At 67.7% G+C, this 22,596-nt stretch carries 21 protein-coding genes; 3 read left to right on the top strand and 18 right to left on the bottom strand.

The genetic code is table 11. The annotated features are described in order from the left end of the window. Positions 1-33: 33 nt before the first annotated feature. From ACP16H_RS09895 to ltnD, 10 genes are all read right to left on the bottom strand, one after another. Complete coding sequence (locus ACP16H_RS09895) at positions 34-801, bottom strand: amidohydrolase family protein (RefSeq protein ID WP_425072119.1); 768 nt, start codon at positions 799-801, stop codon at positions 34-36. Further along, positions 798-2,273 carry a tripartite tricarboxylate transporter permease gene (locus ACP16H_RS09890; RefSeq protein ID WP_425072118.1) on the bottom strand — a complete coding sequence of 492 codons (1,476 nt, stop codon included), beginning with the start codon at positions 2,271-2,273 and terminating at the stop codon, positions 798-800. The genes ACP16H_RS09895 and ACP16H_RS09890 overlap by 4 nt, the downstream gene beginning before the upstream one ends. A gap of 15 nt (positions 2,274-2,288) precedes the next feature. Further along, the gene (locus ACP16H_RS09885; RefSeq protein ID WP_425072117.1) at positions 2,289-2,750 is read right to left on the bottom strand and encodes a tripartite tricarboxylate transporter TctB family protein; all 462 of its coding nucleotides are present in this window, start codon (positions 2,748-2,750) and stop codon (positions 2,289-2,291) included. After that, positions 2,747-3,697 carry a Bug family tripartite tricarboxylate transporter substrate binding protein gene (locus ACP16H_RS09880; RefSeq protein WP_425072116.1) on the bottom strand — a complete coding sequence of 317 codons (951 nt, stop codon included), beginning with the start codon at positions 3,695-3,697 and terminating at the stop codon, positions 2,747-2,749. The genes ACP16H_RS09885 and ACP16H_RS09880 overlap by 4 nt, the downstream gene beginning before the upstream one ends. 504 nt (positions 3,698-4,201) lie before the next feature. Further along, positions 4,202-4,831 carry a glutathione S-transferase family protein gene (locus tag ACP16H_RS09875; protein WP_425072115.1) on the bottom strand — a complete coding sequence of 210 codons (630 nt, stop codon included), beginning with the start codon at positions 4,829-4,831 and terminating at the stop codon, positions 4,202-4,204. Positions 4,832-4,864: 33 nt separating this feature from the next. Further along, the gene (locus tag ACP16H_RS09870) at positions 4,865-5,065 is read right to left on the bottom strand and encodes a hypothetical protein (RefSeq protein ID WP_425072114.1); all 201 of its coding nucleotides are present in this window, start codon (positions 5,063-5,065) and stop codon (positions 4,865-4,867) included. A 514-nt stretch (positions 5,066-5,579) separates the two neighbouring features. After that, positions 5,580-6,335 (bottom strand): hydroxypyruvate isomerase family protein, encoded by a 756-nt coding sequence (locus ACP16H_RS09865; protein WP_425072113.1) that lies wholly within the window; start codon positions 6,333-6,335, stop codon positions 5,580-5,582. After that, complete coding sequence (locus ACP16H_RS09860; protein ID WP_425072112.1) at positions 6,332-6,979, bottom strand: aldolase; 648 nt, start codon at positions 6,977-6,979, stop codon at positions 6,332-6,334. Before ACP16H_RS09860 ends, ACP16H_RS09865 begins: the two co-directional genes overlap by 4 nt. Beyond that, entirely contained in the window at positions 6,976-8,226 is a 1,251-nt protein-coding gene (gene otnK / locus ACP16H_RS09855) for a 3-oxo-tetronate kinase (RefSeq protein WP_425072111.1), read from the bottom strand. Before otnK ends, ACP16H_RS09860 begins: the two co-directional genes overlap by 4 nt. Then, positions 8,223-9,116, bottom strand: coding sequence for an L-threonate dehydrogenase (gene ltnD, locus ACP16H_RS09850; RefSeq protein WP_425072110.1), 894 nt, complete (start codon positions 9,114-9,116; stop codon positions 8,223-8,225). Before ltnD ends, otnK begins: the two co-directional genes overlap by 4 nt. A 92-nt stretch (positions 9,117-9,208) precedes the next feature. Here ltnD and ACP16H_RS09845 point away from each other — a divergent pair, with 92 nt between their 5' ends. Further along, positions 9,209-10,195, top strand: coding sequence for a LacI family DNA-binding transcriptional regulator (locus tag ACP16H_RS09845; RefSeq protein WP_425072109.1), 987 nt, complete (start codon positions 9,209-9,211; stop codon positions 10,193-10,195). Here the strand turns inward: ACP16H_RS09845 and ACP16H_RS09840 are convergent. The 4 genes from ACP16H_RS09840 to ACP16H_RS09825 are packed head-to-tail and all read right to left on the bottom strand — an operon-like array spanning position 10,192 to position 14,974. After that, positions 10,192-11,463, bottom strand: a complete 1,272-nt coding sequence (locus ACP16H_RS09840; protein WP_425072108.1) for an OpgC family protein — start codon at positions 11,461-11,463, stop codon at positions 10,192-10,194. The two genes, ACP16H_RS09845 and ACP16H_RS09840, sit on opposite strands and share 4 nt — an antisense overlap. After that, the gene (gene mdoH / locus ACP16H_RS09835; protein ID WP_425072107.1) at positions 11,423-13,204 is read right to left on the bottom strand and encodes a glucans biosynthesis glucosyltransferase MdoH; all 1,782 of its coding nucleotides are present in this window, start codon (positions 13,202-13,204) and stop codon (positions 11,423-11,425) included. The genes ACP16H_RS09840 and mdoH overlap by 41 nt, the downstream gene beginning before the upstream one ends. Then, positions 13,197-13,379 carry a hypothetical protein gene (locus tag ACP16H_RS09830; protein ID WP_425072106.1) on the bottom strand — a complete coding sequence of 61 codons (183 nt, stop codon included), beginning with the start codon at positions 13,377-13,379 and terminating at the stop codon, positions 13,197-13,199. The genes mdoH and ACP16H_RS09830 overlap by 8 nt, the downstream gene beginning before the upstream one ends. Next, a complete protein-coding gene (locus tag ACP16H_RS09825; protein WP_425072105.1) occupies positions 13,364-14,974 on the bottom strand; it encodes a glucan biosynthesis protein in 1,611 nt (536 codons plus the stop codon). Before ACP16H_RS09825 ends, ACP16H_RS09830 begins: the two co-directional genes overlap by 16 nt. 496 nt (positions 14,975-15,470) lie before the next feature. Here ACP16H_RS09825 and ACP16H_RS09820 point away from each other — a divergent pair, with 496 nt between their 5' ends. Both ACP16H_RS09820 and ACP16H_RS09815 read left to right on the top strand, forming a co-directional pair. Continuing rightward, positions 15,471-16,796 carry a mechanosensitive ion channel family protein gene (locus tag ACP16H_RS09820; RefSeq protein WP_425072104.1) on the top strand — a complete coding sequence of 442 codons (1,326 nt, stop codon included), beginning with the start codon at positions 15,471-15,473 and terminating at the stop codon, positions 16,794-16,796. Further along, positions 16,793-17,965, top strand: a complete 1,173-nt coding sequence (locus ACP16H_RS09815) for a TIGR03862 family flavoprotein (RefSeq protein ID WP_425072103.1) — start codon at positions 16,793-16,795, stop codon at positions 17,963-17,965. The genes ACP16H_RS09820 and ACP16H_RS09815 overlap by 4 nt, the downstream gene beginning before the upstream one ends. Here the strand turns inward: ACP16H_RS09815 and ACP16H_RS09810 are convergent, their stop codons facing one another. The 4 genes from ACP16H_RS09810 to dgcA form a co-directional block, all read right to left on the bottom strand. Beyond that, the gene (locus ACP16H_RS09810) at positions 17,966-20,023 is read right to left on the bottom strand and encodes a BON domain-containing protein (RefSeq protein ID WP_425072102.1); all 2,058 of its coding nucleotides are present in this window, start codon (positions 20,021-20,023) and stop codon (positions 17,966-17,968) included. It abuts the gene before it with no gap. 12 nt (positions 20,024-20,035) lie between these two features. After that, positions 20,036-20,899, bottom strand: coding sequence for a D-amino-acid transaminase (locus tag ACP16H_RS09805; protein ID WP_425072101.1), 864 nt, complete (start codon positions 20,897-20,899; stop codon positions 20,036-20,038). Between the two features lie 9 nt (positions 20,900-20,908). Continuing rightward, a complete protein-coding gene (locus ACP16H_RS09800; RefSeq protein WP_425072100.1) occupies positions 20,909-21,487 on the bottom strand; it encodes an NUDIX domain-containing protein in 579 nt (192 codons plus the stop codon). 113 nt (positions 21,488-21,600) lie between these two features. Beyond that, positions 21,601-22,563, bottom strand: coding sequence for an N-acetyl-D-Glu racemase DgcA (gene dgcA / locus ACP16H_RS09795; RefSeq protein WP_425072099.1), 963 nt, complete (start codon positions 22,561-22,563; stop codon positions 21,601-21,603). Between the last annotated feature and the right edge of the window lie 33 nt (positions 22,564-22,596).

Genomic DNA, 22,596 nt, shown 5'->3' with positions numbered 1-22,596 from the left:
GGGGGCGTGGCGCCGCCCCCCGCTTTGACCCTGTCAGAACCCGTACAGGGCTTCGGGATTGTCCCACATGCAGCGGTCAAAGGCCTCGCGGCTCAGCGCCGCGCGGCAGAGGTCCAGCATCGGCGGGATCTCCGGCAGCGGCTCCGGGGTCATCACATGCGGCCAGTCGCTCCCCCAAAGCAGCCGCTCGGGGAACCCCGTGCCGATGCGCCCGATCAGGGCGGTCAGGTCGGCGTAGCGCCCGATGTCGGTGCTGATCCGCGTCGGCGACAGCTTCACCCAGACGCGCCCGGTGTCGAGCAGGCGGCACAACGCATCCGGCGCGGCGGGATCGACATGGCCGATATGGTCGAGCACCAGCCGAACGCCCGCAGGCAGTCCCGGCAGCATCGCGGCAATCCGGTCAAAACTGCGCGGCTCGGTGTTCAGTTCGATGTGCCAGCCGACCTCGGCCACCCTGTCCGCAAGTTCCGGCAAGGACGCAAGCGCGCTGTCCCCCAGCCGCGCGCGGTCCTGCACGCGGGTCGCGCGAAAACCGGCGGCGTGCAGGGCGGGCAGGTCGGCATCGGCGCCGATCATGGCAACGCCGCGCAGGGCGACGGGGCCCTGCGTCCCCAGCACCGCGACAAGGCGGCTGTTGTCCGTCCCGTCGACCGAGGCCTGCACCACCACCGCGCGGCGCACGCCCAGCGGCGCAGCCTCGGTCGTATAATCGCGGATGTCGCGGGCGGGCGGGACATAGGCCCCGGTCCCCGGCGTGGCCTCCCTGGCGAAGGAATGCAGGTGGCAGTCGGTAATCATTTCCGCCCCTTTCGCAGGCCAATGCCCAGGCTGACGACCAGCGACAGCGCAATCAGTCCGACCAGCCCGACCGTAATGGGCGAACCGACAAAAATGCCGTAGCCACCGCCCGAGGTCAGCAGCGCCTGCCGCAGGCTTTGCTCGAACGGCGCGCCAAGGATCAGACCGATCAACAGCGGTGGCAGCGGAAAATTCGACCGTCGGAACAGGAAACCCAGCACGCCCGCGCCCAGCATCACCCAGACGTCGAACAGGCTGTTGTTCACCGAGAATGCGCCGAAAATCGCGAGGATCGTGATCGCCGGCAGCAGGTGGCGCGGCTGGATGCGGGTGACATGGATCGCCACGCGAAACAGCAGCAGGCCAAGGATCACCGTCGGGAACGACGACAGCAGCAGCGCCTCGAAGATGGCATAGACTTCAAGCCCGTGATCGCGGAACAGGAACGGCCCCGGCGCCAGCCCATGCAGCATGAAGGCCCCAAGGATCACCGCCGTGACCGCATCGCCGGGAATGCCCAGAGCGAGTGTCGGCACCAGCGCACCGCCGGTGACAGCGTTGTTGGCGGCCTCGGGGGCCGCAACGCCTTCGGCTGCGCCCTTGCCGAACTGCTCCGGGTCCCTGGACCGGGCGCGCGCAAGGTTGTAGCTCATGAAGGCCGGGACGGTCGATCCGATGCCGGGCAGGATGCCGACGAAGGTGCCGATGACCGAGGACAGCAGCAGCGTCACGCGCATCCGCCACAGCTCGGCCATCCGCACGACCGAGGATTGCAGCGGTGGCATCTCGGCATCGCCCGTCAGCGGTTCGCGGTCGAAGGCCTGCAACAGGACCTCGGACATGGCAAAGAGGCCGATCAGCACCGGGATCAACTGGAAACCGTTCTCAAAGGCGAAGGAGCCGAAGGTGAAGCGCGGCGTGCCGCTGATCGGATCGAGACCGACGATGCCCGCACAGGCGCCGACCAGCACCATGATGAGCGCGTCCAGCCTTGACCCTCCCCCGAACAGAACGATGACCAGCAGGGCAAACAGCATCAGCATCGCCATTTCCGCCGGGCCGAAATCCAGCGCGAACCGCGCCAGCGGTTCCGCCAGTGCCATCAGGACAAGGCAGCTGAAGATATTGCCAAAGACGCTGGCGTAGAGGGCAAGGCGCAACGCCCGCCCGCCTTCGCCGCGCCGCGCCATGGCAAACCCGTCGATGGCCGTTGCCGCCGAGGACGGCGTGCCCGGCACGTTCAGCAGCACCGCCGAGATCGACCCGCCAAAGATCGCGCCCTGGTAGACGCCCAGCAACAGGATGATGGCCGGGATCGGCTCCATCGAGAAGGTGACCGGGATCAGCAGCGCGATGGCCATGGTCGGCCCAAGCCCCGGGATCGCGCCGATGACGATCCCCACGACGATGCCGACCAGCGCCGCGACCAGAACCCACAGGTCCAGAAGTTGAATGAAGGCGTCCTGCAACACGGGCATACGTCCTTGTCAGGGCAAAGGAATATTCAGCCCGTGCCGCCCGCCGTAGGCGACGAGGGCGGCGGCCAGGACGGGCACGATCAGGGGCAGCGGGCGTCTTTCGCCCAGCACCAGCGCCACGGCGACCCCGGTCCCGGCGGCCGCCACGAAGAAGCCTGTGACCGGCATCACCCACAGGGACGCCGCCACGAAGACCGCCACGGCCGCCACCCGGCCCAGCCGCACGGGGCGGCCCAGCGGACTGTCCCCGGCCCGCAACGTCAGGACCAGCCGCAGCGCCAGAACCGCCGCCAGCAGCCAAAACGCCAGACGCGGAAAGCTGCGGGCATCCGGCCCGCTGTCGCCAAAGCCGAACACCTCGATCTGTCGGTCCAGAACGGCAATCGCCCCAAGCGCCGCCGCCAGCAGCAGGCCCGTCGTCAGCAGCCGAAAACCGGGGCGGGACAGCCCGCCCCCCGTCTCGCTGCTCAATTGCCAAGACCCTTGGCGATCTCGCGGTAGGCGTTCAGGTTCTCTGCAATCGTCTTGCCCAGATCCTCGCCGGACATGATCCGCACCGGCTGGCTGAGATCTGTCATGAAGGTCGCGAACTCGTCCGACGCGGCGACTTCGGTGAAGGCGGCCTCGAGCTTGGCGATGATCGCCGGATCGGTGCCGTCGGGGGCCATGATGCCCACGATGGACGGGAACTCTGCCGCCAGACCGGCCTCTTTCAGCGTTGGCGCGTCGGGGAAATCCGGGTCGTTGGCACCATCGAGCACGCCGAGCAGGCGCAACTGGCCGTCCTTCACCAGGTCGCGGTAGGCCGGGACCAGCGCCGCGTTCACGTGGCCACCCAGCACCGCCGCCGTAGCCTTTGCCGCGCCGTCGAAGGGCACATGCTGCAACGTCGCGCCGGTTTCCCTGGCGACCGAGGCAAAGGCCAGATGCGCACCGCCCATGGCACCGGCTGTCCCATAGGTGACGGCACCGGACTTGGCCCCCTCGATCAGGGCGTCGAGCGTGTCATAGGGCGAATCCGCCGGCACCAGCACACCGTGGAACGGGCCGGAATAATTCATGATCGCCGTGAAATCCGCCAGCGGGTCATATCCCACGTCCCGCAGGGCCGGGGTGACGAAGGACGGCGAAGACGTGGTGGCAATCAGCGTGTAGCCATCCGGCTCGGCCGATGCGACCGCGCGCATTGCATTGGTGCCGCTGGCGCCGGGCTGGTTTTCCACCACGATGGGCTGACCCAGGATCTTTTCCGCCATGGTCGCCATCTGGCGGGCCGAAACGTCCGTGGTGCCGCCCGCGCCATAGGGCACGACCAGCGTGATCGGTCGGTTCGGGTAATCCTCTTGCGCCATGGCCGCAAAAGGCACGAAGGCCACGCCGGCCAACAAGGCCAGACCGGTACGCCGTGTGAATGTCATGGTATCCTCCCAAGTCTCGAACGTGTCGGCTGATTTACTCGGCAATCGGCCAACATCAATTGGCTATGGCAGCATCATTCTGCGGCCCAGCTCTGGTCTCCCATCCAGATGCCGGACCATCACATTTATCACATCTTAACAAAAGAGCGAATATTTTAATGTTATATACAGAAATTCTGCACAAGCGCGCATCATGGCAAGACCGATGGCGTAGATCGCCCCCACGCACGAACCGATGTAATGCTGGCCCGGCACACACGCCATTTAAATGGCAAATTACACCCTGTGCCGAACCGAGCCCTGGCAGCCATGCAGGCAGCCGAGGCCCTCTCCGGTGCCATCACGCGGGGCCGACGGCCCGAGAGCGCGCCCGCCACCAGCACCTCACCGGGCATCAGGGTCATGACCGCCAAGAGGATCGCCACCGGGAACGCCAGACCGGCGATGGGCGCATGCCGGACCACCTGCCCCCGTTGAGGCCCGTTCAGGCCCGTTCAGATCCGTTCAGGCCCGCGGCACGGTGATGCCCTGCCCCGCGATGGCGCGCTGAACCGCCGGGCGGTCCAGCATCCGGTTGTGATGCGCGGCAATGGCGGGCGGCAGCGGCACCTCCTTCAACAGCGCCCAGCGCGTCATGTAGAACAGCACGCTGTCCGCGACCGAATACTCGCCCGCCAGCCACCCGTGACCCTCCAGCCGCTCTGCCAGCTGTTCAAAGCCGATGGCGATCTGCGCCCGACCATGCTCCACCAGATCCGCCTGGGTCTGCGCGTTCGGCGAGAACTTCATCGGCACGATGACAAAGGTGAAGCCGCGCATATGCACGGAGGCCACCATGTAATCCATCAGCTCCATCACGCGCAGCCGCGCCTCGGCGTCGTTCGGCAACAGCCCGGCCTGCGGGAATGTATCCGCGATCCAGAAGGCAATCGCCTGGTACTCGGTCAGCAAGGACCCGTCCGGGCGCACCACGGCAGGCACCTTGCCCTTTGGGTTCACGGCGCGAAATTCCGGCGAGAACTGCTCTTTCTTGGCGAAATCGAGCGTGTGGGCGGTGTAATCGGCGCCCGCTTCCTCCAGCAGGATGCGGGTGCCGACAGAGCAGCTTCCGGCGGAGCCGTACAGGTGTATCATTGGGTCAGACCTCTGCGACGATGCGATTTTCGATCACGCCGGGGCTTCGATCCCGGTGCGCGCCACCTCGCCTCGTTGCAGGGGGACAGGCGGCTTCATCGCCCGCCCGACGCCCCCCGGCTTCGGCGTAATGGCCTGGCTCCGCTCCGCGATCTGGTCCCAGACGTCATGGTGCAACAGACGTGTATTGCCGTCCCGACGCAAGTCATCATTGGCCCGATATTGACCCGACATTGGCCCCATGGCGCACGCGCAGCCGGGGCGGATCACGGATCTGGTCCGCCGGACCGACGCAGGGGGGGGCGTCGAGGCTGTCCGGCAACGGCGGCGCGGGAACCCGGACGCGGCACGGCGGTATCGTCATCGGCGCGCAGCCCGACGAAAGCTGACCGCACGGCGGCACAAGGGTTGCGATACCCTCGTCTGCCAGTCTGATCTTGCCACCCACGTTGGACATTTCCGAACCGGGCAATTTGCTGCCGCAATAAATTGTCAGCCGACAATTTGCCCCCGTCCGCAATTTTTTATCCTTTGTTTTCAATGCCCCATCTTTGCAATTTTCGCGCGCGGGCCAGCACACATCCGAACGGGCAGCGCCAGACCCCATCTCGGTGAACGGCTCCACGAGCGCCCCCGGCCCCCGAAAGGACAGCGCTCCAGACCTTTGTCGAGCGACCTTTCGGCGCACCCCTCATCCTGAAGGGGTCGAGCACGGTGTTGCAGGTCGCGCCGATCGCGGGGTTTGACCTCAGGCCCGGTAGGCTACCAGCCAGCCGAGGGTCGCGTCGGTGTCCCCGCCGGGTTTGTACTCTGCGCCAAGCGGACGGTCCCAGCCTTCGGCGGCGATGCGGTCAAAGACGTAAGCGTAGTTTACCTCGCCATGATCCGGCGCGGCGCGGTCCGGGACAGAGGCGAACTGCACGTGGCCGATGAGGGGCTTGAGGGCTGTGAAGCGCGTGGTGATGTCCCCTTCGGTGCGGCCCACGTGGTAGCAGTCGAACATGAGCCTGACGCCCGGCAGGTCCAGTTCCGCGATGATCGCGGCGGCCTGATCGGTGGTTTGCAAGAAATAGCCGGGAGCGTCGTGACGGTTCAGCGGCTCGATCACGAGGGTGATCTGCTCGGGGGCCTGCGCACGGGCGTAGCGGAGGTTGGCGAGGAAGGTCGCGTGGGCCTCTGGGCCTTGGGCGAAACCCGCCATGACGTGGATCGCGCCGCAGTCGATGGCGGTGGCGTAGGCGACGGCCTGGTCGATGGCTTGGCGGGCGTCGGCCTCGCGGCCCGGCAGTGCCGACAGGCCGTTTTCGCCGGGGTTGCCGCGGACAGTGTTGAGGCCAAGCATCCGGAGGCCGGTTTCTGCGAGGGCTGCGCGCGTGGCCTCGGCGGGCGTGTCGTAGGGCCAGTGGCATTCTACAGCGTCGAAGCCTGCGGCATGCGCCGCGCGGATGGCGTCGGGCAGCGGGCGGTCGGTCCAGAGAAAGCCGAGGTTGGCGGAGAATTTCATGCGTCCCACTCCACGTTGAACTTGGTCACGAGGGCTTTGATCTGAGGGTCGGTGAGGGCGCGCGCCCCCATGCCGCGCGTCATCATCGCGAGGCGGGCGGTGTCCTCGAGTTCTTCGATGGCGTTGACGGCGGCCTCGACATCCGCGCCAGCCACCACGGGGCCGTGGTTGGCCAGCATCACCGCCGAACGTTTGCCGGCAAGGCCCCGGACGGCTTCGCCCATCGCCGGATCACCGGGGAGGAAGAAGGGAAGGAGCTTGACCTTCCCCAGCTTCATCAGCCCGTAGGGGGTGAGCGGGGGCAGGAAGTTGTCCTCGTCCGCGTCGGGCATCATCGACAGGGCGACGGCGTGGCAGGAATGCAGGTGGACCACCGCCCCCGCCGTGCTGCGGGTGTCGTAAAAGGCGGTGTGGAGCGGCATCTCCTTGGTCGGCTTGTCGCCTTCGACGTGGCGGCCTTCAGCGTCGAAACGCGACAGCCGCGCGGGGTCGAGACGGCCAAAGGAGGTGCCAGTGGGAGAGACCAGCAACCCGCCGTCCTCGGTGCGGGCCGAGATATTGCCGGTGCTGCCATGGGTCAGACCACGGTCAAACAGCGACTTGGCCAACAGGCAGATCTGTTCGCGCAGGGCGGTCTCGGTCATAGCGCCTCCAGTGCGTCGGAGAAGAAGGTCGGCGCGCCGAAGTTGCCGGATTTGAGCGTCAGGGCAAGGTCGTGGCCCGCGCTGGTGCAGTAGGTCCACGGCACGCCCGGGGCGATCTCCTTGCCAATATCCAGCCTCGCGACGTTCAACGCTTGCGTGACAGCGCCGGAGGTCTCGCCCCCCGCGACGACGAAGCGGCGCACGCCTGCGTCGCGGGCGGCGGTGGCGAGCGTGGCGAGGGCCTGTTCCACGATCTCGCCCGCGCGGGCGCGGCCAAGGGTGGCTTGGGCCGCCTTCACGGCATCGGGGTCGGCGGTGGCGTAGATCAGGGGCGCTTGGGTCAGGTCCTGTTGGGCCAGCCAGTCCAGCGCCGGTCGCACACCGTTTTCCGCGAGGTCCAGCGGGTCGAGCCGCAGGGCGGGGGCACCCGTCGCGGTGTAACGCGCGACCTGCTGGTTGGTCATGGCCGAGCAGCTGCCCGAGAGGATCACGGCCTGCGGCGCGAGGGTCGGCGGCGTGAAGCTGGCCGCGCTGTCGCCCAGCATCCCGGCGGCGCGGTAGAGCGCGGGGAGCGGCATGGCGATGGCGCTGCCCCCGGTCAGCAGGGGCATGTCCATGCAGGCCTCGGCGATGGTGTAGAGGTCCTCGTTCGCCACGGCATCCACGACCAGATGCGCGGCCTCCGTGGCGGCCATGGCGGTGCGGATGGCCTCAGGGCCGCCCGCCACTGTCAGGCGGTCCACCAGCCCCACGGGGCGCGTGACCTGCGGTTGCAGCAGGCGCATCAGGTTGCTGTCCCGCATGGGGGTCAGGGGGTGGTCCTTCATCGGGCTTTCGGCGAGGGGCTGCTGCCCGACAAAGAGGTTGCCCATGAAGATCGCGCGCCCGTTTTCCGGGAAGGCGGGGCAGTAGATGGTTTGATTGGTCCCGAGCGCCTGCATCAGCGCCTCGGCCACGGGGCCGATGTTGCCCTGCGGCGTGGAATCGAAGGTGGAGCAGTATTTCCAGAAGAAGCGCTGCGCCCCCGCCCTTTGGAGCCAGTCGAGCGCGCGGAGCGTCTCGGTCACGGCCTCGTCTAGCGGAGCGGTACGGCATTTCAGGGCGATGACCTCGAAGGGCGCGGTGTCGGTCGGAGCCTCGTCGGGGATGCCCATGCGCAGGGAGACGGGGAGGCCCGAGCGCGCCAGAAGGCCCGCGAGGTCCGTGGCCCCGGTGAAATCATCCGCGATGCAGCCGAGAATTGTCATGCCTTGTCCTCCGGCAGAGTCAGGCCCGCGTTTCGGGCGTAGACCTTGGCGATGGCCGCGTCGTCTTCGCCGCCCAGCCCCATGCCCACGGCGACCATGTATTGTTGCAGCGCGGCGGCGGTGATCGGCGCGGAGAAGCCCGCCGATTTCGCCACGTCCAGCACGATGCCCAGATCCTTTGGCCAGATGTTGACCTGGCTGCGGGGCGTGTAATCGCCGTCGACGATATGCGGCGCGCGGTTTTCCAGCATCCACGAGGTGCCCGCGCATTTGGAGATGACCTCGACGAATTGGGCGGGCTCTACGCCCTGGGTCATGCCGAAGGTCAGGGCCTCGGCCATCGTCGCGATGTGGACACCGGCGAGCAGCTGGTTGACGGCCTTCATGGCGGAGCCCGGCCCGGCCTCGGCCCCCAGCTCGAACACGGTTTCGGCGCAGGCGTCCAGCACGGGGCGCGCGGCGGCGAAGGCCTCGGGCGTGCCGGAGGCCATGACGGAGAGTTTGCCTTGGGCCGCTTTCGTGGCACCGCCAGATATGGGCGCGTCGAGGTAGTGGATGCCTTGGACCTTGCAGCGCGCTTCCATGTCGCGGGCGAAGGCCGGGGGGACCGTGGCGCAGGAGAGGACGACCGCGCCGGGGGTGAGGCGGGCCACGATGCCCTGTTCGCCGAAGAGGACGGATTCCGTTTGGGCGGCGTTCAGGACGACGACCATGACCGCGTCGAGGTCGGCGGGCAGCGGTCCGGGCCGGCCGCCCTCGGACTGGAAACGCGCCATGGCATCGGGGTTGATGTCCTGCCCCCATGTGGGGAGGCCCGCGCGCAGGCAGCTTTGCGCCATGCCGTAGCCCATGGAGCCGAGGCCGATGACGGCGGTTCTGGGGATGCTCATGGCGGCCTCCTGTCGATATGTTTACGTAAACACTTGCTGTTTCTATCCCTGTTTACGTAAACAGGAGTCAAGGGATTTCGAAAGGTTCGGACGTGACGCAAGAGACGCGGCCCACCATGGGCGACATTGCCCGCACCGCCGGGGTCAGCCAGATGACGGTGAGCCGGGTCATGCGCGGGTCGGGACAGGTGTCCGAGGCGGTGCGGCAGCGGGTCGAGGAGGCGGCGCGGGCCCTGGGCTATGTGCCGAACCGTCTGGCGATGGCGCTGCGCGATGACAGCACGCCGCTGGTGGCGGTGATCCTGCCGACGCTGGAGAACCGCGTGTTCTCCGAGGTGCTGGGCGGGGTGACGGAGGTGCTGGGGCGGCATGGTTTGCAGCCGGTGTTCGGCGTGACAGAGTATGACCTGGAGCGCGAAGAGGAGCTGGTGCGCGACCTGCTGGCATGGCGGCCACGCGGCGTGATCCTGCCGGGGTTGGAGCATACGGAGGCGACACGGGCGGCGCTGCGGGCTTCGGGCGTGCGGGTGGCCGAGGTGATGGACATCGACGGCGCGCCGATCGCGGCGGCTTTCGGGGTGTCTCAGGCCGAGGCTGGGCGGATGACGGCGCGGCACATGCTGGCGCGCGGCTATCGGCGGTTCGCCCATGTGGGCGGGCCGAGGGGGCGCGACCTGCGGGCGGAGAAGCGGCTGGCGGGGTTCCGGGAGGTTGTGCGGGAGGCCGGGGCGGAGGTGGTGGCCGAGGAGGTCGTGGACGGGCCGTCCATGGTGGCGGGACGGCTGGCGACGGGACGGCTGTTGGACGGGGTGCGGCCTGAGGCGGTGTATTACGCCAATGACGATCTGGCGGCGGGGGGCATGATGGAATGCCTCGCGCGCGGGGTGGCGATGCCGGGGGGGCTGGCCCTGGCCGGGTTCAACGGGTTGGCGTTCCTGGACGCCCTGCCCTGTCGGCTGACGACGGTGGAGACGCCGCGGCACGAGATGGGCCTGCGCGCGGCGCGGTATGTCGTCGAGGGCGGCGACGAGGCGCGGGTGGACCTTGGGCTGCGGCTGGTCGCCGGGGAGACCTGTTAGCCTGCGTTGCGCAGGGGGTTGGCCTGTGTCGCGGGCTGCGCCTGCGGCGCGGGGCGCTGCGGTTTCAGCTGCGATTTCACCCAGGCGACGAGCCAGCTGGCGAGGGCCGCGACCGGCGGGATGACCCAGGGCAGCCACGTGGCCTCGGGGGCGACGCGGAACACGATCTGGCCGGAGAGCGCGAAGAGCGTGCCAAAGGCAAAGACGGCGAGGCTGTACTGGCCCATCAGTCTGAGCGGCGCGGCGATTGCGTGACCCGCGATGTCGCGGATGATCTGCGGGCAGGACAGGACGTAGACCAGCGCGAGCATGTGGCTGACGCGCGGGAAGGTCAGGAACGCCTTGTTGTGCGAGGTGAACTGGTAGGGCGCGCCGAGGCTGCTGAGCTGCGCCATCTTGTTGTTCATGAAGCTGGCCAGCGCCGGGATTTCCCGCCACGCCAGCGCGAACAGCAGGTAGCCCAGCGCGGCGTAGAACAGCGGGCGGGAGGCGGGGACGAGGCGTTCTCCGCGACGGTGGCGGATGCCGACCAGCAGGCCCACGACGAAGATCAGTTGCCACGAGAGCGGCGAGAGGAACCATTCGCCGTTGCCCGGGTAGTTGGGGATGTTGAGGCGGTAGGCGCCACCCACCCACCACAGCGCGATACTGGCCGCGAGGGTCGCCATGGGCCAGCGGATGCCGCCGATCAGCGCGAGGGGCGCGAGCAGCATCAGCACGATATAGGTCGGCAGGATGTTCACGTAACCGATCTGAAAGGAGAGGATCGGGATGCCGGTGAAGGCCGCCAGCGGGTCGGCGTAGAAGGTGACGAGGTTGTGCATCTCGCTGAACTTTGGGTTCAGAAAGGCAGTTGTGGCCCATGCAAAGAGCGCCAGCACCAGCACGGTCAGCAGCATCTGCACCATGTAAAGCTGCCACGCCCGCCCCCACAAAGGCATGACCGCGTCACGCAGCCGCCCTACCCCGTCCAGCCAGCGGACGATGGCCGGGGAATAGGCGATGCCCGCCGCGATGCCGGACATGACAAAGAACGCCTCTGCCGCGTCGGAGAAGCCGAAGTTGCGGGTGGTCAGCACCTCGTAGGGGTTCACCGGCATGTGGTTGATGAGGATCATCATCAGCGCCACGCCGCGAAAGAAGTCGATGCGCGGGTCGCGCGGGGCCTTGGTCACCGGCAACATGCGGGGCGGCAGGGTGACGATCCGCGAGTCGGTGTCGCGGGTGTCAGACGGCTTGGGCGGGCGCATCGCGGTCGCTTTCGTCATTCGAGGTGCCCGCGCTGCGGTCTTGCAACGCGCGGTAATGGGCGAGGACCGGGCTGGGATCGGCGTCCTCGGGCGTCACGAACAGCCCGTCGAACAGCGGCAGCGAGGTCGCCCAGATCAAAAGCGGCGCGGCGATCATCGGCAGGGTCACGGGCAAGAGCCAGATGGTCAGGTCGGAGGCCAGCCATTGCGTCGCCAGCAGCACCGCAAGGCCCCAGAGCGCGATCCACGACCCGGCGGCGAACCCTTCGCCCAGGGTCAGGCGGCCCTCGCCGCGCTGGTTGGCGGGCCAGCCGCCGTCCTGACCGCTGAGGACCTGGAACACGGCGCGGGTCTGGTAGGCCAGCATCACGGGGGCGATGAGCGACGACAGCAGCACCTCGGCAAAGACGCCCGCCGTGGCGCGGGCGGTGCCGCCGAAGCCGGGGGTGCGGCGTTCCGCGATGGCCGAGAAGAGGATGGCGAGTTTCGGCAGCAGGAGCAGCCCGCCGATGCCGATGGCCAGCGCCACGATTTCGCGGGTGCGGTCGTCGGGGAAGACCGGAAAAAGCTGGTAGGGCTCGGGGAAGTAGTTGGGCAGCGGCTCGGTCGCGGTGGCGAGGACCGAGGCGATCATGAAGGCCGCCCAAAGGGTCGAGACGAGGTAGGCCGCGATGCCCTGAAGGAAGACGAAGCGGCTCCAGCCCTTCAGGCCCGGCGCGGTCAGCAGGCGCATGTGTTGCAGGTTGCCCTGACACCAGCGGCGGTCGCGGCGGGCGTAGGCGATGATGTTGTCAGGGCCTTCCTCGTACGATCCTTGCAGGGCGGGGTCGACCTCGACCCGCCAGTCGCCGCGCGCCAGAAGCGCGGCCTCGACGTAGTCGTGGGACAGGATCGTGCCGCCAAAGGGCGGACGGCCCGAGAGCTGCGGCAGGGCGCAGCATTGCGCCAGCGCGCGCACGCGGACAATGGCGTTATGGCCCCAGAATGGCCCGGTCTCGCCCTGCATGCGTTGCAGGCCACGGGCGAAGACGGGGGAATGGAAGGAGGCGGCGAACATCATGGCGCGGCCAAACAGGGACGAGCCGCCGATGATCTTTGGCAAGGTCTGCAACAGGCCAAGCTGCGGGTCGGCCATCATGCGCGAGATCATGCGGGCGATGGTCGCGCCCTCCATGAGGCTGTCGGCGTCGAGGATGACGGCGAATTCCCACGCCGCGCCGGAGCGGCGGATGAATTCCTCGATATTGCCCGCCTTGCGCCCGTGGTTGTCGGTGCGGTTGCGATAATAGACGCGCAGCCGATCCGGGCGTTCGCGCAGGAGCGGCAGGAAGGTGGCGTATTCGCGCGCCTGTGCCTGCGGGTCGCGGGTGTCCGAAAGGACGGCGAAATCGACGGTCAGCCCCTCGGCGCGGCAGGAGCGTTCCATCGCCTCGAGGCGCAGGGCGGCGGCGACGGGGTCCTCGTTGCAGATGGGCAGCAGGACGACGGTGCGCGCGGTGGGCAGCGGCAAGGCGTCGGTGGTGCGGCGGCGCAGGGGCGGCAGGCCGGTGACCGCCTGAGCCGCGCCCCAGGCCAGCCAGAGCGTGGTGACAAAGATCAGCACGACGCGGGCGGCGTCCCAGAGGTTGCCGCCATGTGCAAAGGCCGCGTCGGTCATCAGGACCGCCGCCGCCGTGGCACAGAAAAGCGCAAAGCCCAGCGCGGTGACGCGCCAGGCCAGGGTTCCGGCGTCGAAACCGGAGCGCGTTTGGTTACGCATGACGCGGCAGCAGGCGCGCGAAGACGGACTGGAGCAGCGACGGCAGGCCGGTTTCGGCGGTGTCGCGGCGTTCCAGCACCTGCGTGGGCATGTCCATGGGGGCCACCGGGGGCAGGCCCAGGGGGGTGTCGTACTCGGTAACGGGGTCGGAAACGGGGATCAATTCATGGTCCATTGGTACAGCCAGGTCTCGGTCAGTCTGCGGTCATCAAGGTTCAGGTCGGCGCTGAGCTCGACCGGCGCGTCACCCTCGGCACGGATTTCGAGGACGAGACGCCAGATGCCGTCCACCTCGATCCGTTCGACGATGCTTTGCACGATCTCGCCATTCTGTGCGGTTGCTCTGACGGTGACGTTTTCATCCCCGGATAGTTCCGGGAGAATGCCTCCCTCGAAGTCGATGACGAATTTTTTCTTGTCCACCTCGGGGTCGATGCCTGCTACGCCGCCATGTCCGGCCAAAGTGCGCAAAACCTGTGCATGTTCTGTATCGGCAGGCATGGGGTCGATGCCCCAGTGCAGGCGGTAGGAGAGCGCGATGGTGTCACCGGCGGCGACGCTGCCCTCGGGCACCCAGAAGGCGGCGATGTTGTCGTTGCTTTCGAGATCGGTGGGGATCTCGATCAGGCGGATGGCGCCACGGCCCCAGTCGCCCTTGGGTTCGACGATCAGCGAGGGGCGCAGGTCGTAGCGGGCGTGGCTGTCGAGGTAGTCCTCGAACCCGCGCGACCGCTGGACGAGGCCGAAGGTCGTCGGGCTGGCGGCGCCGATGTAGGAGTTGCCGAGACGTTTCGGGTTGCGCAGCGGGCGGAAGTAGCTGCGATCGCCGGTGGTGACGACGAGGCCCTCGGAATCGTGGACGGCCTCGCGGTAGTCGTGGAAGTCGCCGCGCTCGTTCGGGGCGAAGAGGAACATGGAGGTCAGCGGCGCGATGCCCACCTGGTCCACCGCGTCGCGGAAGAACAGCTGCTGGTCGACGTCCACGATGGTGGTCTCGCCCGGCGTCAGGGTAAAGCGGAAGGCCCCGGCGACCGAGGGGCTTTCGAGCGCGGCGTGGAAGGTCACGCTGTCGGCGCCCGGCGCGGGGCGTTCCAGCCAGAATTCGGTGAAGGAGGGGAATTCCTCTTCCCCACCGATGGCGGTGTTCAGCGCGAGGCCACGGGCGCTGAGGCCGTAGACGTTGCCCCGGCCCAGCGCGCGGAAGTAGCTGGCACCGAGGAAGGAGACCACCTCGTCGAAGCGCTGCGGATTGTTGATCGGCGCGTTGATGCGGAAGCCCGCGACGCCAGCCAGGTCGGCACCGGGAGCGAAGCGGTCCTCGAGGCCGTCGTGGTATTCGAAGTCCTCGCGGGTGAAGGTCATGAGGCGGGATTGGCCGTCTCTGACCTCGTTCAGCTTGACCGGGGTCTTGAACAGCCAGCCGGGGTGGTAGGCGTGCAGGACGACGCGGGCCTTGTCATCGGCCCAGCGGGCGTGGTCACGCTTGAACTGCACCTTGCGGTAGTCGTCATAGGTCAGCGAGGCGGCGGGACCGTCGATGACGGCGGGTGGCACATAGGCGGATTGCGCCGAGGCGCGCATACGCTCGACCAGCCAGTCGAAGGAAAAGGGCGTGCCAACATCCGTTGTCGTATCGGGCGCGGCCTCGGCGCTCGCCTCCTGGGCGATTCCGCGCTGCGGCAGCAGCGTCGCCAAAGCCAGCGCCTGAGCGATGAACATGCGGCGCGAGACACCGGACGGGAACGGGGCGGTAGAGATACGGGCGGTCATGCTGCCTTACGTGGCCAGAAGTTTGCGGCTACAGCATTTATCCGTAACCACAGGATTTCCAAGCCCCCTGTCCTTCGACATGCGCAAGCATTCGCCACATGGCGAATATCTGCCGCAAATCCTTGCAAATCAGAGATTTTCACTGCTGTCATGAGATTGTCACGCGGGCGACTGCCAGATTCGCCGGGCCGCGCTGTGGTTGCAATCCTTCATGCGTTGCAAAAAGTGAATAGCAGCTATTCATCCAAGGCAGGGCTTTGATCGCGCCGGTCCGGTATCGGCAGAATCAATGCCGCGTACCGTGCCGGACCAAAACGATGCAGTCGCAGCATTTTGGCAACCCTTGATTGCATCGCTAACATTCCCCGATCCGAATTCGGGCTGTGTCGCAGACGGCCTCCCCCGCCCCGATTCGCGCGCAGCACCGCCGCGAGCCTTGTATCCGGCGTCCGGGGCGGGCAAACATCCCAACGGCTTATCGCAGGAAGACGCGCCCATGAACCTCGACCTTTCCAATCAGCCGCAGATTGTTCAGACCGTGGCGGGGTATGCCCTTCAGGGCTGGGAGATCGCGCAGGGCTGGCTTTTGTCGCCCGCCGCCTGGTCGCAGTTCGGGCTGCTGGCGCTGGCCTGGCTGGCGGCCTGGGTGCTGACGAAACGGCTGCGCCCGCTGCTGGAGGCGTTGCTGACGCCGCCCGCCGACAAGCACGGCCTGTTTGCGACGGCGCGGCGGTTCCTGCTGGTGTTCGTGCCCTTGCTGCTGCCGCTGCTGGCCTTCCTGTTCACGGCAGTCGGCGAGCAGTTCACCCGCGCGCTGTTCGGGTCGGGCGCGGTGATCGCCTTTGGCAAGCGGGTGTTCCTGTTCATCGCCGCACGCATCCTGGTGGGAGAGGTCATCACCGATGGCTTCCTCAAGGTGCTGGGCCGGGTGATCCTGCTGCCGGTCATGGCGCTGTATGCGCTGGGTCTGCTGGACATCGTGACGGCGCGGCTGAACGAGACCACCGTGGCGCTGGGGAACATCGAGTTCACCGTGATGGCGGTGATCCGGGGCCTGATCGCCGGGTCGATCCTGTTCTGGCTGGGGCGCTGGTCGAACGACCAGACCACCGGCTTCATCCACAAGCAGGCCGAGATGCCCCCCGCCACGCGGCAACTGGCCATCAAGGCCGCCGAGCTGGCGATCTACGGCATCGCCTTCCTTTTGCTGATGAACATCGTCGGCATCCCGCTGACCTCGCTGGCGGTGATCGGCGGCGCGGTGGGCGTGGGTATCGGCTTTGGCCTGCAACAGATCGCGTCGAACTATATCTCGGGGGTGATCCTGCTGCTGGAGGGTCAGGTCACGGTGGGCGATTACGTCGAGCTGGATGACGGGCTGGCCGGGACCATCGTGAAGACGACGGCGCGGTCGATGATCATGGAGACCTTCGACGGGCGCTGGATCGTGGTGCCGAACGAGCATTTCATCACGACTAGGGTGACGAATTACTCGGACCAGGGATCGTCGAACCGGTTGGAATTCGCCTTTCAGGTCTCCTACGACACCGATATCAACCGTGTCCCGGATATCATCACGGCGGCGGTGTCGAAGCATCCCAAGGTCTTGCAAAGCCCCGAGCCGCCCGATTGCGAGCTGCGGGGGTTCGGTGAAAGCGGCGTGGATTTCGCGGTGGAGTTCTGGGTGAACGGCATCGACGACGGCAAGCACAAGTATGGCTCGGAGGTCGGGTTCATCGTGTGGAACGCGCTGAAGGACGCCGGGATCGAGATCCCCTATCCGCACCGCGTGGTGGAGCTGCGGCAGGCGCCGGGCGCATGACGGCGGTGGTGATCGGGGGCGGCCCGGCGGGGCTGATGGCCGCCGATGCGCTGCTGTCGGCGGGGGTGCCTGTGCTGCTGGCGGAGGCCAAGCCCTCGATCGGGCGCAAGTTTCTGATGGCGGGGAAATCCGGGCTGAACCTTACGAAGATGGAGCCGTTTGGGGCCTTTTTGGCGTCGTATCCCGAGGCGGAGGTGTTAAGGCCGATGCTGGAGGCATTCGGGCCGGAGGACGTGCGGGACTGGGCCGAGGGGCTGGGGCAGCCGTGCTTTACCGGGTCGACAGGGCGGCTGTTTCCCGAGGTCATGAAAGCCTCGCCGCTGTTGCGGGCGTGGCTGGCGCGGCTGGACGGTATGGGGCTGGAGCGGCATGTGCGCTGGCGCTGGACCGGATGGGACGGTGCGGCGCTGGCGTTCGAGACGCCCGAGGGGCGGCGAGTGGTCGAGGCTGAGGCCGTGGTATTGGCGCTGGGGGGCGCGAGCTGGGCGCGGCTTGGGTCGGATGGGTCATGGGCTGGGATTTTGGGGGCGCGGGGTGTGCCTGTCGCGCCGTTCCAGCCGTCGAATGCCGGGCTGTTGGTGGACTGGTCGGCGCATATGGCGCCGCATTTTGGCGCGCCGTTGAAGAACGTGGTGTTCCGCTGTGGCCCGTTGGAGAACCGGGGCGAGGCGGTGATTTCGGCGCGTGGATTGGAGGGCGGCGGGATCTATCCGCTGACGCCCGCGCTGCGCGAGGGACGTGGGTTGGTGGTGGACCTGTTGCCGGATGTGTCGCTTGACGCGCTGGTGGCGCGGTTGGCGAAGCCGCGCGGCAAGCAGAGCGTTTCCAATGCCTTGAGAAAGGCCTTGCGGTTGCCAGCGGCGGCGCAAGCCTTGTTGATGGAAATGGCGCGGCCTTTGCCCTCTGATCCTGTGGCGGTGGCGCGACTGGTGAAGGGATTGCCCATCGTGCACGCGGGGTTGCGGCCCATGGACGAGGCGATTTCGACCGCCGGGGGGGTGGCGTTTGACGCTTTGGACGGCGGGCTGATGCTGCGCGATCTGCCCGGCGTGTTCTGCGCGGGCGAGATGCTGGACTGGGAGGCGCCGACGGGCGGCTACCTGTTGACGGCGTGTCTGGCCACCGGGTTGTGGGCCGGGCGGCATGCGGCGGCGTTTATTTCCCGATGACTACTTCCAGGTAATCCGCTGGCCGTCGGTCTCGGCGGCGGTGCCCGTGGCGGTGATGGCCTGCGGGTCGATGCCGCGTGCGATGAGAGCCGTGCGAATGGCCTCGGCCCGGCGGCGGGCGAGTTGCGCGGCCAGTTCCGGGAGGGTGCCGGGGGACTGTATGTCGATGGCCATGGTGAGGCCGTTGAAGCGGGTGCAGGCGCGGCCAAGCGCGGCCCATTCCGCGAGGGGCCAGTGGGTGTCCGGACCCAGGACAAAGCGGTTTTCTGCGAAGGGAATCGGCGGGAGGAGGTATTCCGCGCAGCCTTCGAGCGTGGGGACGCCGCCGAGGTCCGGCAGCCAGTGGCCTGCGGTGAAGATCTGCGGCTGGTCCAGCAGGCTGTGCGTGCGGCGGGTGCCGGCGGGGGGCGGCGGGGCCTCGGTCAGGGTGACTGTTGGCGGCAGCGTGAAGGTTTCGGGCGAGAGGCCGGGGCTGGTGGTGGCGGTGATGGTGGTCGCGTCGGGGGCGGCGGTGATCTCGATGGTGTCGAGGAGAGAGAGGACCGGGCGCAGCTTGGCCAGTGTCTCGGTGAGAGCGCGGGATTGCCCGGTGGGGGCGATGGCGGGGGTGCCTCGGAGCGTGGGGATGCCTAGGGCGTCGGCCAGTTTGGCGGTCGTCAGGTCGGCGGGCAGCTTGCCAGTGACGGAGCCGCCCGCGCCTGCGGTCCATTTCAGGGTGAAGGCGGCGGGGCGGCCATCGTCGGCAAGGTCTACGGTGAGGGTCCCTGCCCCGCCCAGCGCGCGTTTCGCCAGCGCCCGCGCGCCGGGGTTGGCGGCGATGCCTGTGACGCGCAGGCCGTCGGTGTCGAGGGTGAGTTGACCGCTGTCGAGATGTTTCAGCGCGGCAAGACCGGGCGCGAGAGGCGCGTCCCAGTCGGAGAGGTCGGGGTACGGGCTGCGCTCGGGCTCTCCGGCGACGGGGCCGAGGGCGGCCAGTTGATCGCGCTGGAAGTCGCGGGGGACGCGGCCTGTCAGCGTGCCCTGGGTGCCGTTCCAGTCGAGGGTGAGGCTGAGCGGGTCGCCATGGTCCTCGGGCGTCAGGGAGAGGTGCAGGGCGTAGCCCGCGGGGAGTTGGTCGCGCAGGGCGTCGGCGCGGGAAATCAGCCCGTCAGGAAGCGGGCCTCCGGTGAGGGTCACCGTGGCGGGGGCGATGGTAAGGGTGCCGTTCGGGAGGTCGCGCAGGAGCGGCAGGGTGAGGGCCACGGCCTCGGTGAAGCCGGGTTGATCCAGCGGCAGGGGGGCGTGGGTGAGCGTTGCGTGGTTGGGGTGCAGGGCGTCGAGGGGAGCGGTGTCGAAGTCGGGGGGCAGCTTTCCAGAGAGGTGCAGGCCCATGAGCGGATCGCGCGTGGCGAGCAGCGCGTAAGGCAGACCGTCGTCCAGCGCGGTGACGTCGAGGGTGAGGGTCCAGTCCTCGGGGAGGGTCAGCGCCGCTTCGATGGCCTGCTTCTGCGCGGGCAGGTGGGTCTGTCCGGTAAGGGTCAGGCTGCGGTCGGTCAGGGTGGCGCGACCTTCGAGCATCATCGCCAGCGCTCTGGCGGCCTGCGTGGCGACATCGGAGAAGCCATCGGGCGCGCCCGCGCCGAGGGGGAGGTCTGTCGCGGGCTGGGTGGGCGCGTCCTCGCCGGGTGGCGGGCCGAGCAGGTCGGAGAGGGTGACGCCCAGCGCCTCGGACGGGAGGTGGCCGGTGTAGGTCGTGGTGTCGGCGGTGCGGGTGATGCCCAGCGTGAAGGGCGTGACCTGCGGCAGGAGGGTCAGGCGGTCGACCACGTCCTCGACGCCCTCAAGGGCGGCGAGGGTGTCGAGGGTCGCCTGACGCGCCTCCTCGGTTTCGACGCGGCCCGAGACGGTGATCACGCGGCCCTTGACCTCGACCGTCAGCGGGTGGGCGGACTGGTAGAGCGCCGCCTGCGCCTCGGCCCTTATGCCTGCCGCAAGCAGCGCGTTTTCGTCCGGCACCCGGAAGAGGCCCAGCGAGACCACCGCCAGGATGATGGCGAGGATGGCGAAGAGGTCGCGCATCCCCTGCCCGTCTTACACCGCTGCCTTGCGGCTTTCGTCGAGGTAGATCTCGCGCAGGCGCAGGGCCAGCGGACCCGGAGTGCCCGAGCCGATGGCCTGACCGTCGATTTCCACCACCGGCATCACGAAGGCAGAGGCCGAGGTGATGAAGGCCTCGTCGGCGGCTTGCGCTTCCTCGATGGTGAAATTGCGTTCCTCGATCTGCATCTGCGCCTCGGCGGCGAAGCGCAGGACGGCGGCGCGGGTGATGCCGTGCAGGATGTCGTTGGACAGGGCACGGGTGACGATGGTGTTGCCCTTGATGAAATAGGCGTTGTTCGAGGTGCCCTCGGTCACGAAACCGTCCTGCACCATCCATGCGTCATCGACGCCGGCCTTTTTCGCCATCATCTTGCCCATGGAAGGGTAAAGGAGCTGCACGGTCTTGATGTCGCGGCGGCCCCAGCGGACGTCCTCGATCGAGATGATCTTCATCCCCTTTTGCGCGGCGGGGGAGTTGGCGAGGCCGGGCTTGTTCTGGGTGAAAAGCACGATGCCAGGCGCGCAGGTTTCCGGGTCCGGCCAGGCGAAATCACGGTCGCCGGGGGCGCCACGGGTGACTTGCAGGTAGACGAGGCCTTCCTCGATGCCGTTCAGCTCCACCAGCTTGCGATGGATTTCGAGGAGTTCGTCCATGGTGCAGGGGGATGGCATGTCGAGTTCGCTCAGCGAGCGTTCGAGGCGCTTGGCGTGGCCCGCGAAATCGATCAGCTTGCCGTCGAGCACGGAGGTCACTTCGTAGACGCCATCCGCCATGAGGAAGGCGCGGTCGAAGATCGAGACCTTGGCCTCGTGCTCGGGGAGGTATTCGCCGTTGACGTAGACGGTGCGGGTCATTGGAAACTCCTATGGCATCAGGTGCAGGGCTGCGTATTGCAGCAGGATCACGGTCTTTGCATCCCGGATGGTGCCTTCGCGGATCATGGTCAAGGCCTCAGACAGGGGGATGTCGAGAATTTCGATCTCTTCACCCTCGTCGCGCAACCCGCCGAAGCGTTGTTGGGCGTCGTCCGCGCTGTAGGTCGCGACGAAGTAGTGCAGGCGTTCGGTGACGGAACCGGGCGAGGAATAGAGGTCGAAGAGGAATTCGACGCGGTCGAGGGTGAGGCCAAGTTCCTCCTGCGCCTCGCCCTTGATGCGCTCGGCCGGGTCGGCCTGTTCCAGCAGGCCTGCGGCGGCCTCGATCAGGTAGGGGTCCTCGCCGTTATGGGCGGCGGGCCAGCGGAATTGTTTTCCGAGGAGGACGTGGCGGCGGACCGGGTCATAAGGCAGGATCACGGCACCGTCGCCGCGGTCGTAGGTCTCGCGCCATTGGTCCGAGATGGAGCCGTCGGAGAAGGTCAGCCTTAGCTTCGTCTTCTTCAGGGTGGCCCAGTTGTCAGAGAGCAGGTGGGTTTCCAGCACTTCCCAGGTGGGTTTGGTCATGTCGGGCCTCGTCGCAGATTTGCGCGATCAGGAGCGCATCGCGCGGTGGGAGGCAAGGTTTCTCGTCCGAGAAACCTTCAGCGGGGCAAAGTCTTCGTCGAAGACTTTGCGCGTCACCCCCAAAGCTGGGGTTCCGACGGATGCACGCCGTGCAAGTCGTAGACCAGCGGCACGGCGCGGTCCTCGGCCAGCAGGAGCGGCCCGTCGAGGTCCACGACCTCGGCCCCTTGCGCGACAAGCACCGCCGGAGCCATGGCGAGGGAGGAGCCGACCATGCAGCCGACCATGATGCCGTAGCCTTCGGCGCGGGCGGCGTCGCGCAGGGCCAGCGCCTCGGTCAGGCCGCCGGTCTTGTCGAGCTTGATGTTCACCACGTCGTACTTGCCCTGGAGGGCGGGCAGCGAGGCGCGGTCGTGGCAGGATTCGTCGGCACAGAGCGGCACGGGGCGGTCCATGCCGATCAGCGCGTCATCGTCCCCGGCAGGCAAGGGCTGTTCCACCAGCGCCACGCCAAGACGCAGGAGGTGCGGGCAGAGGTCGGCGTAGACCGCCGCCGACCAGCCCTCGTTGGCGTCGACGATGATGCGGGCGTCGGGGGCGCCGCGTCGGACCGCTTCAAGGCGGGGCATGTCATCGGGGGTCCCGAGCTTGATCTTCAACAGGGGCCGGTGGGCATGCTTGCGGGCCGCCGCCTCCATGTTCTCGGGCGTGTCGAGCGACAGGGTGTAGGCGGTGATCTCCGGCCCCGGGACGTGCAGCCCGGCGAGGTCCCAGGCGGGGCGGCCCGCCTGCTTTGCCTCCAGATCCCACAGCGCGCAGTCCAAGGCATTGCGGGCCGCACCTGCGGGCAAGGCCTGTTGCAGGGCGGCGCGGGTGATACCGGCAGGCAGGCCCAGGATCTCGGCGGTCACGCTGTCGAGCGTCTCGCCGTAGCGGGCGTAAGGAACGCATTCCCCCTGCCCCGTCACGCCGTCACGCGTCACGGTGACCGTCAGCACCTGCGCCTCGGTCCGCGAGCCGCGCGAGATGGTGAAAGCCTCTGCCAGCCGGAATACGTCCCGGTTTACTTCGATCATGCCACGCCCCTGCTTCTTCTTGGTCCAAATACT

It is taken from the genome of Sagittula sp. S175 (genome assembly GCF_049800975.1).
Classification (GTDB): domain Bacteria; phylum Pseudomonadota; class Alphaproteobacteria; order Rhodobacterales; family Rhodobacteraceae; genus Sagittula.
Note: the sequence above shows the minus strand (reverse complement) of the source record. Positions and strands in the feature narration are given on the sequence as shown.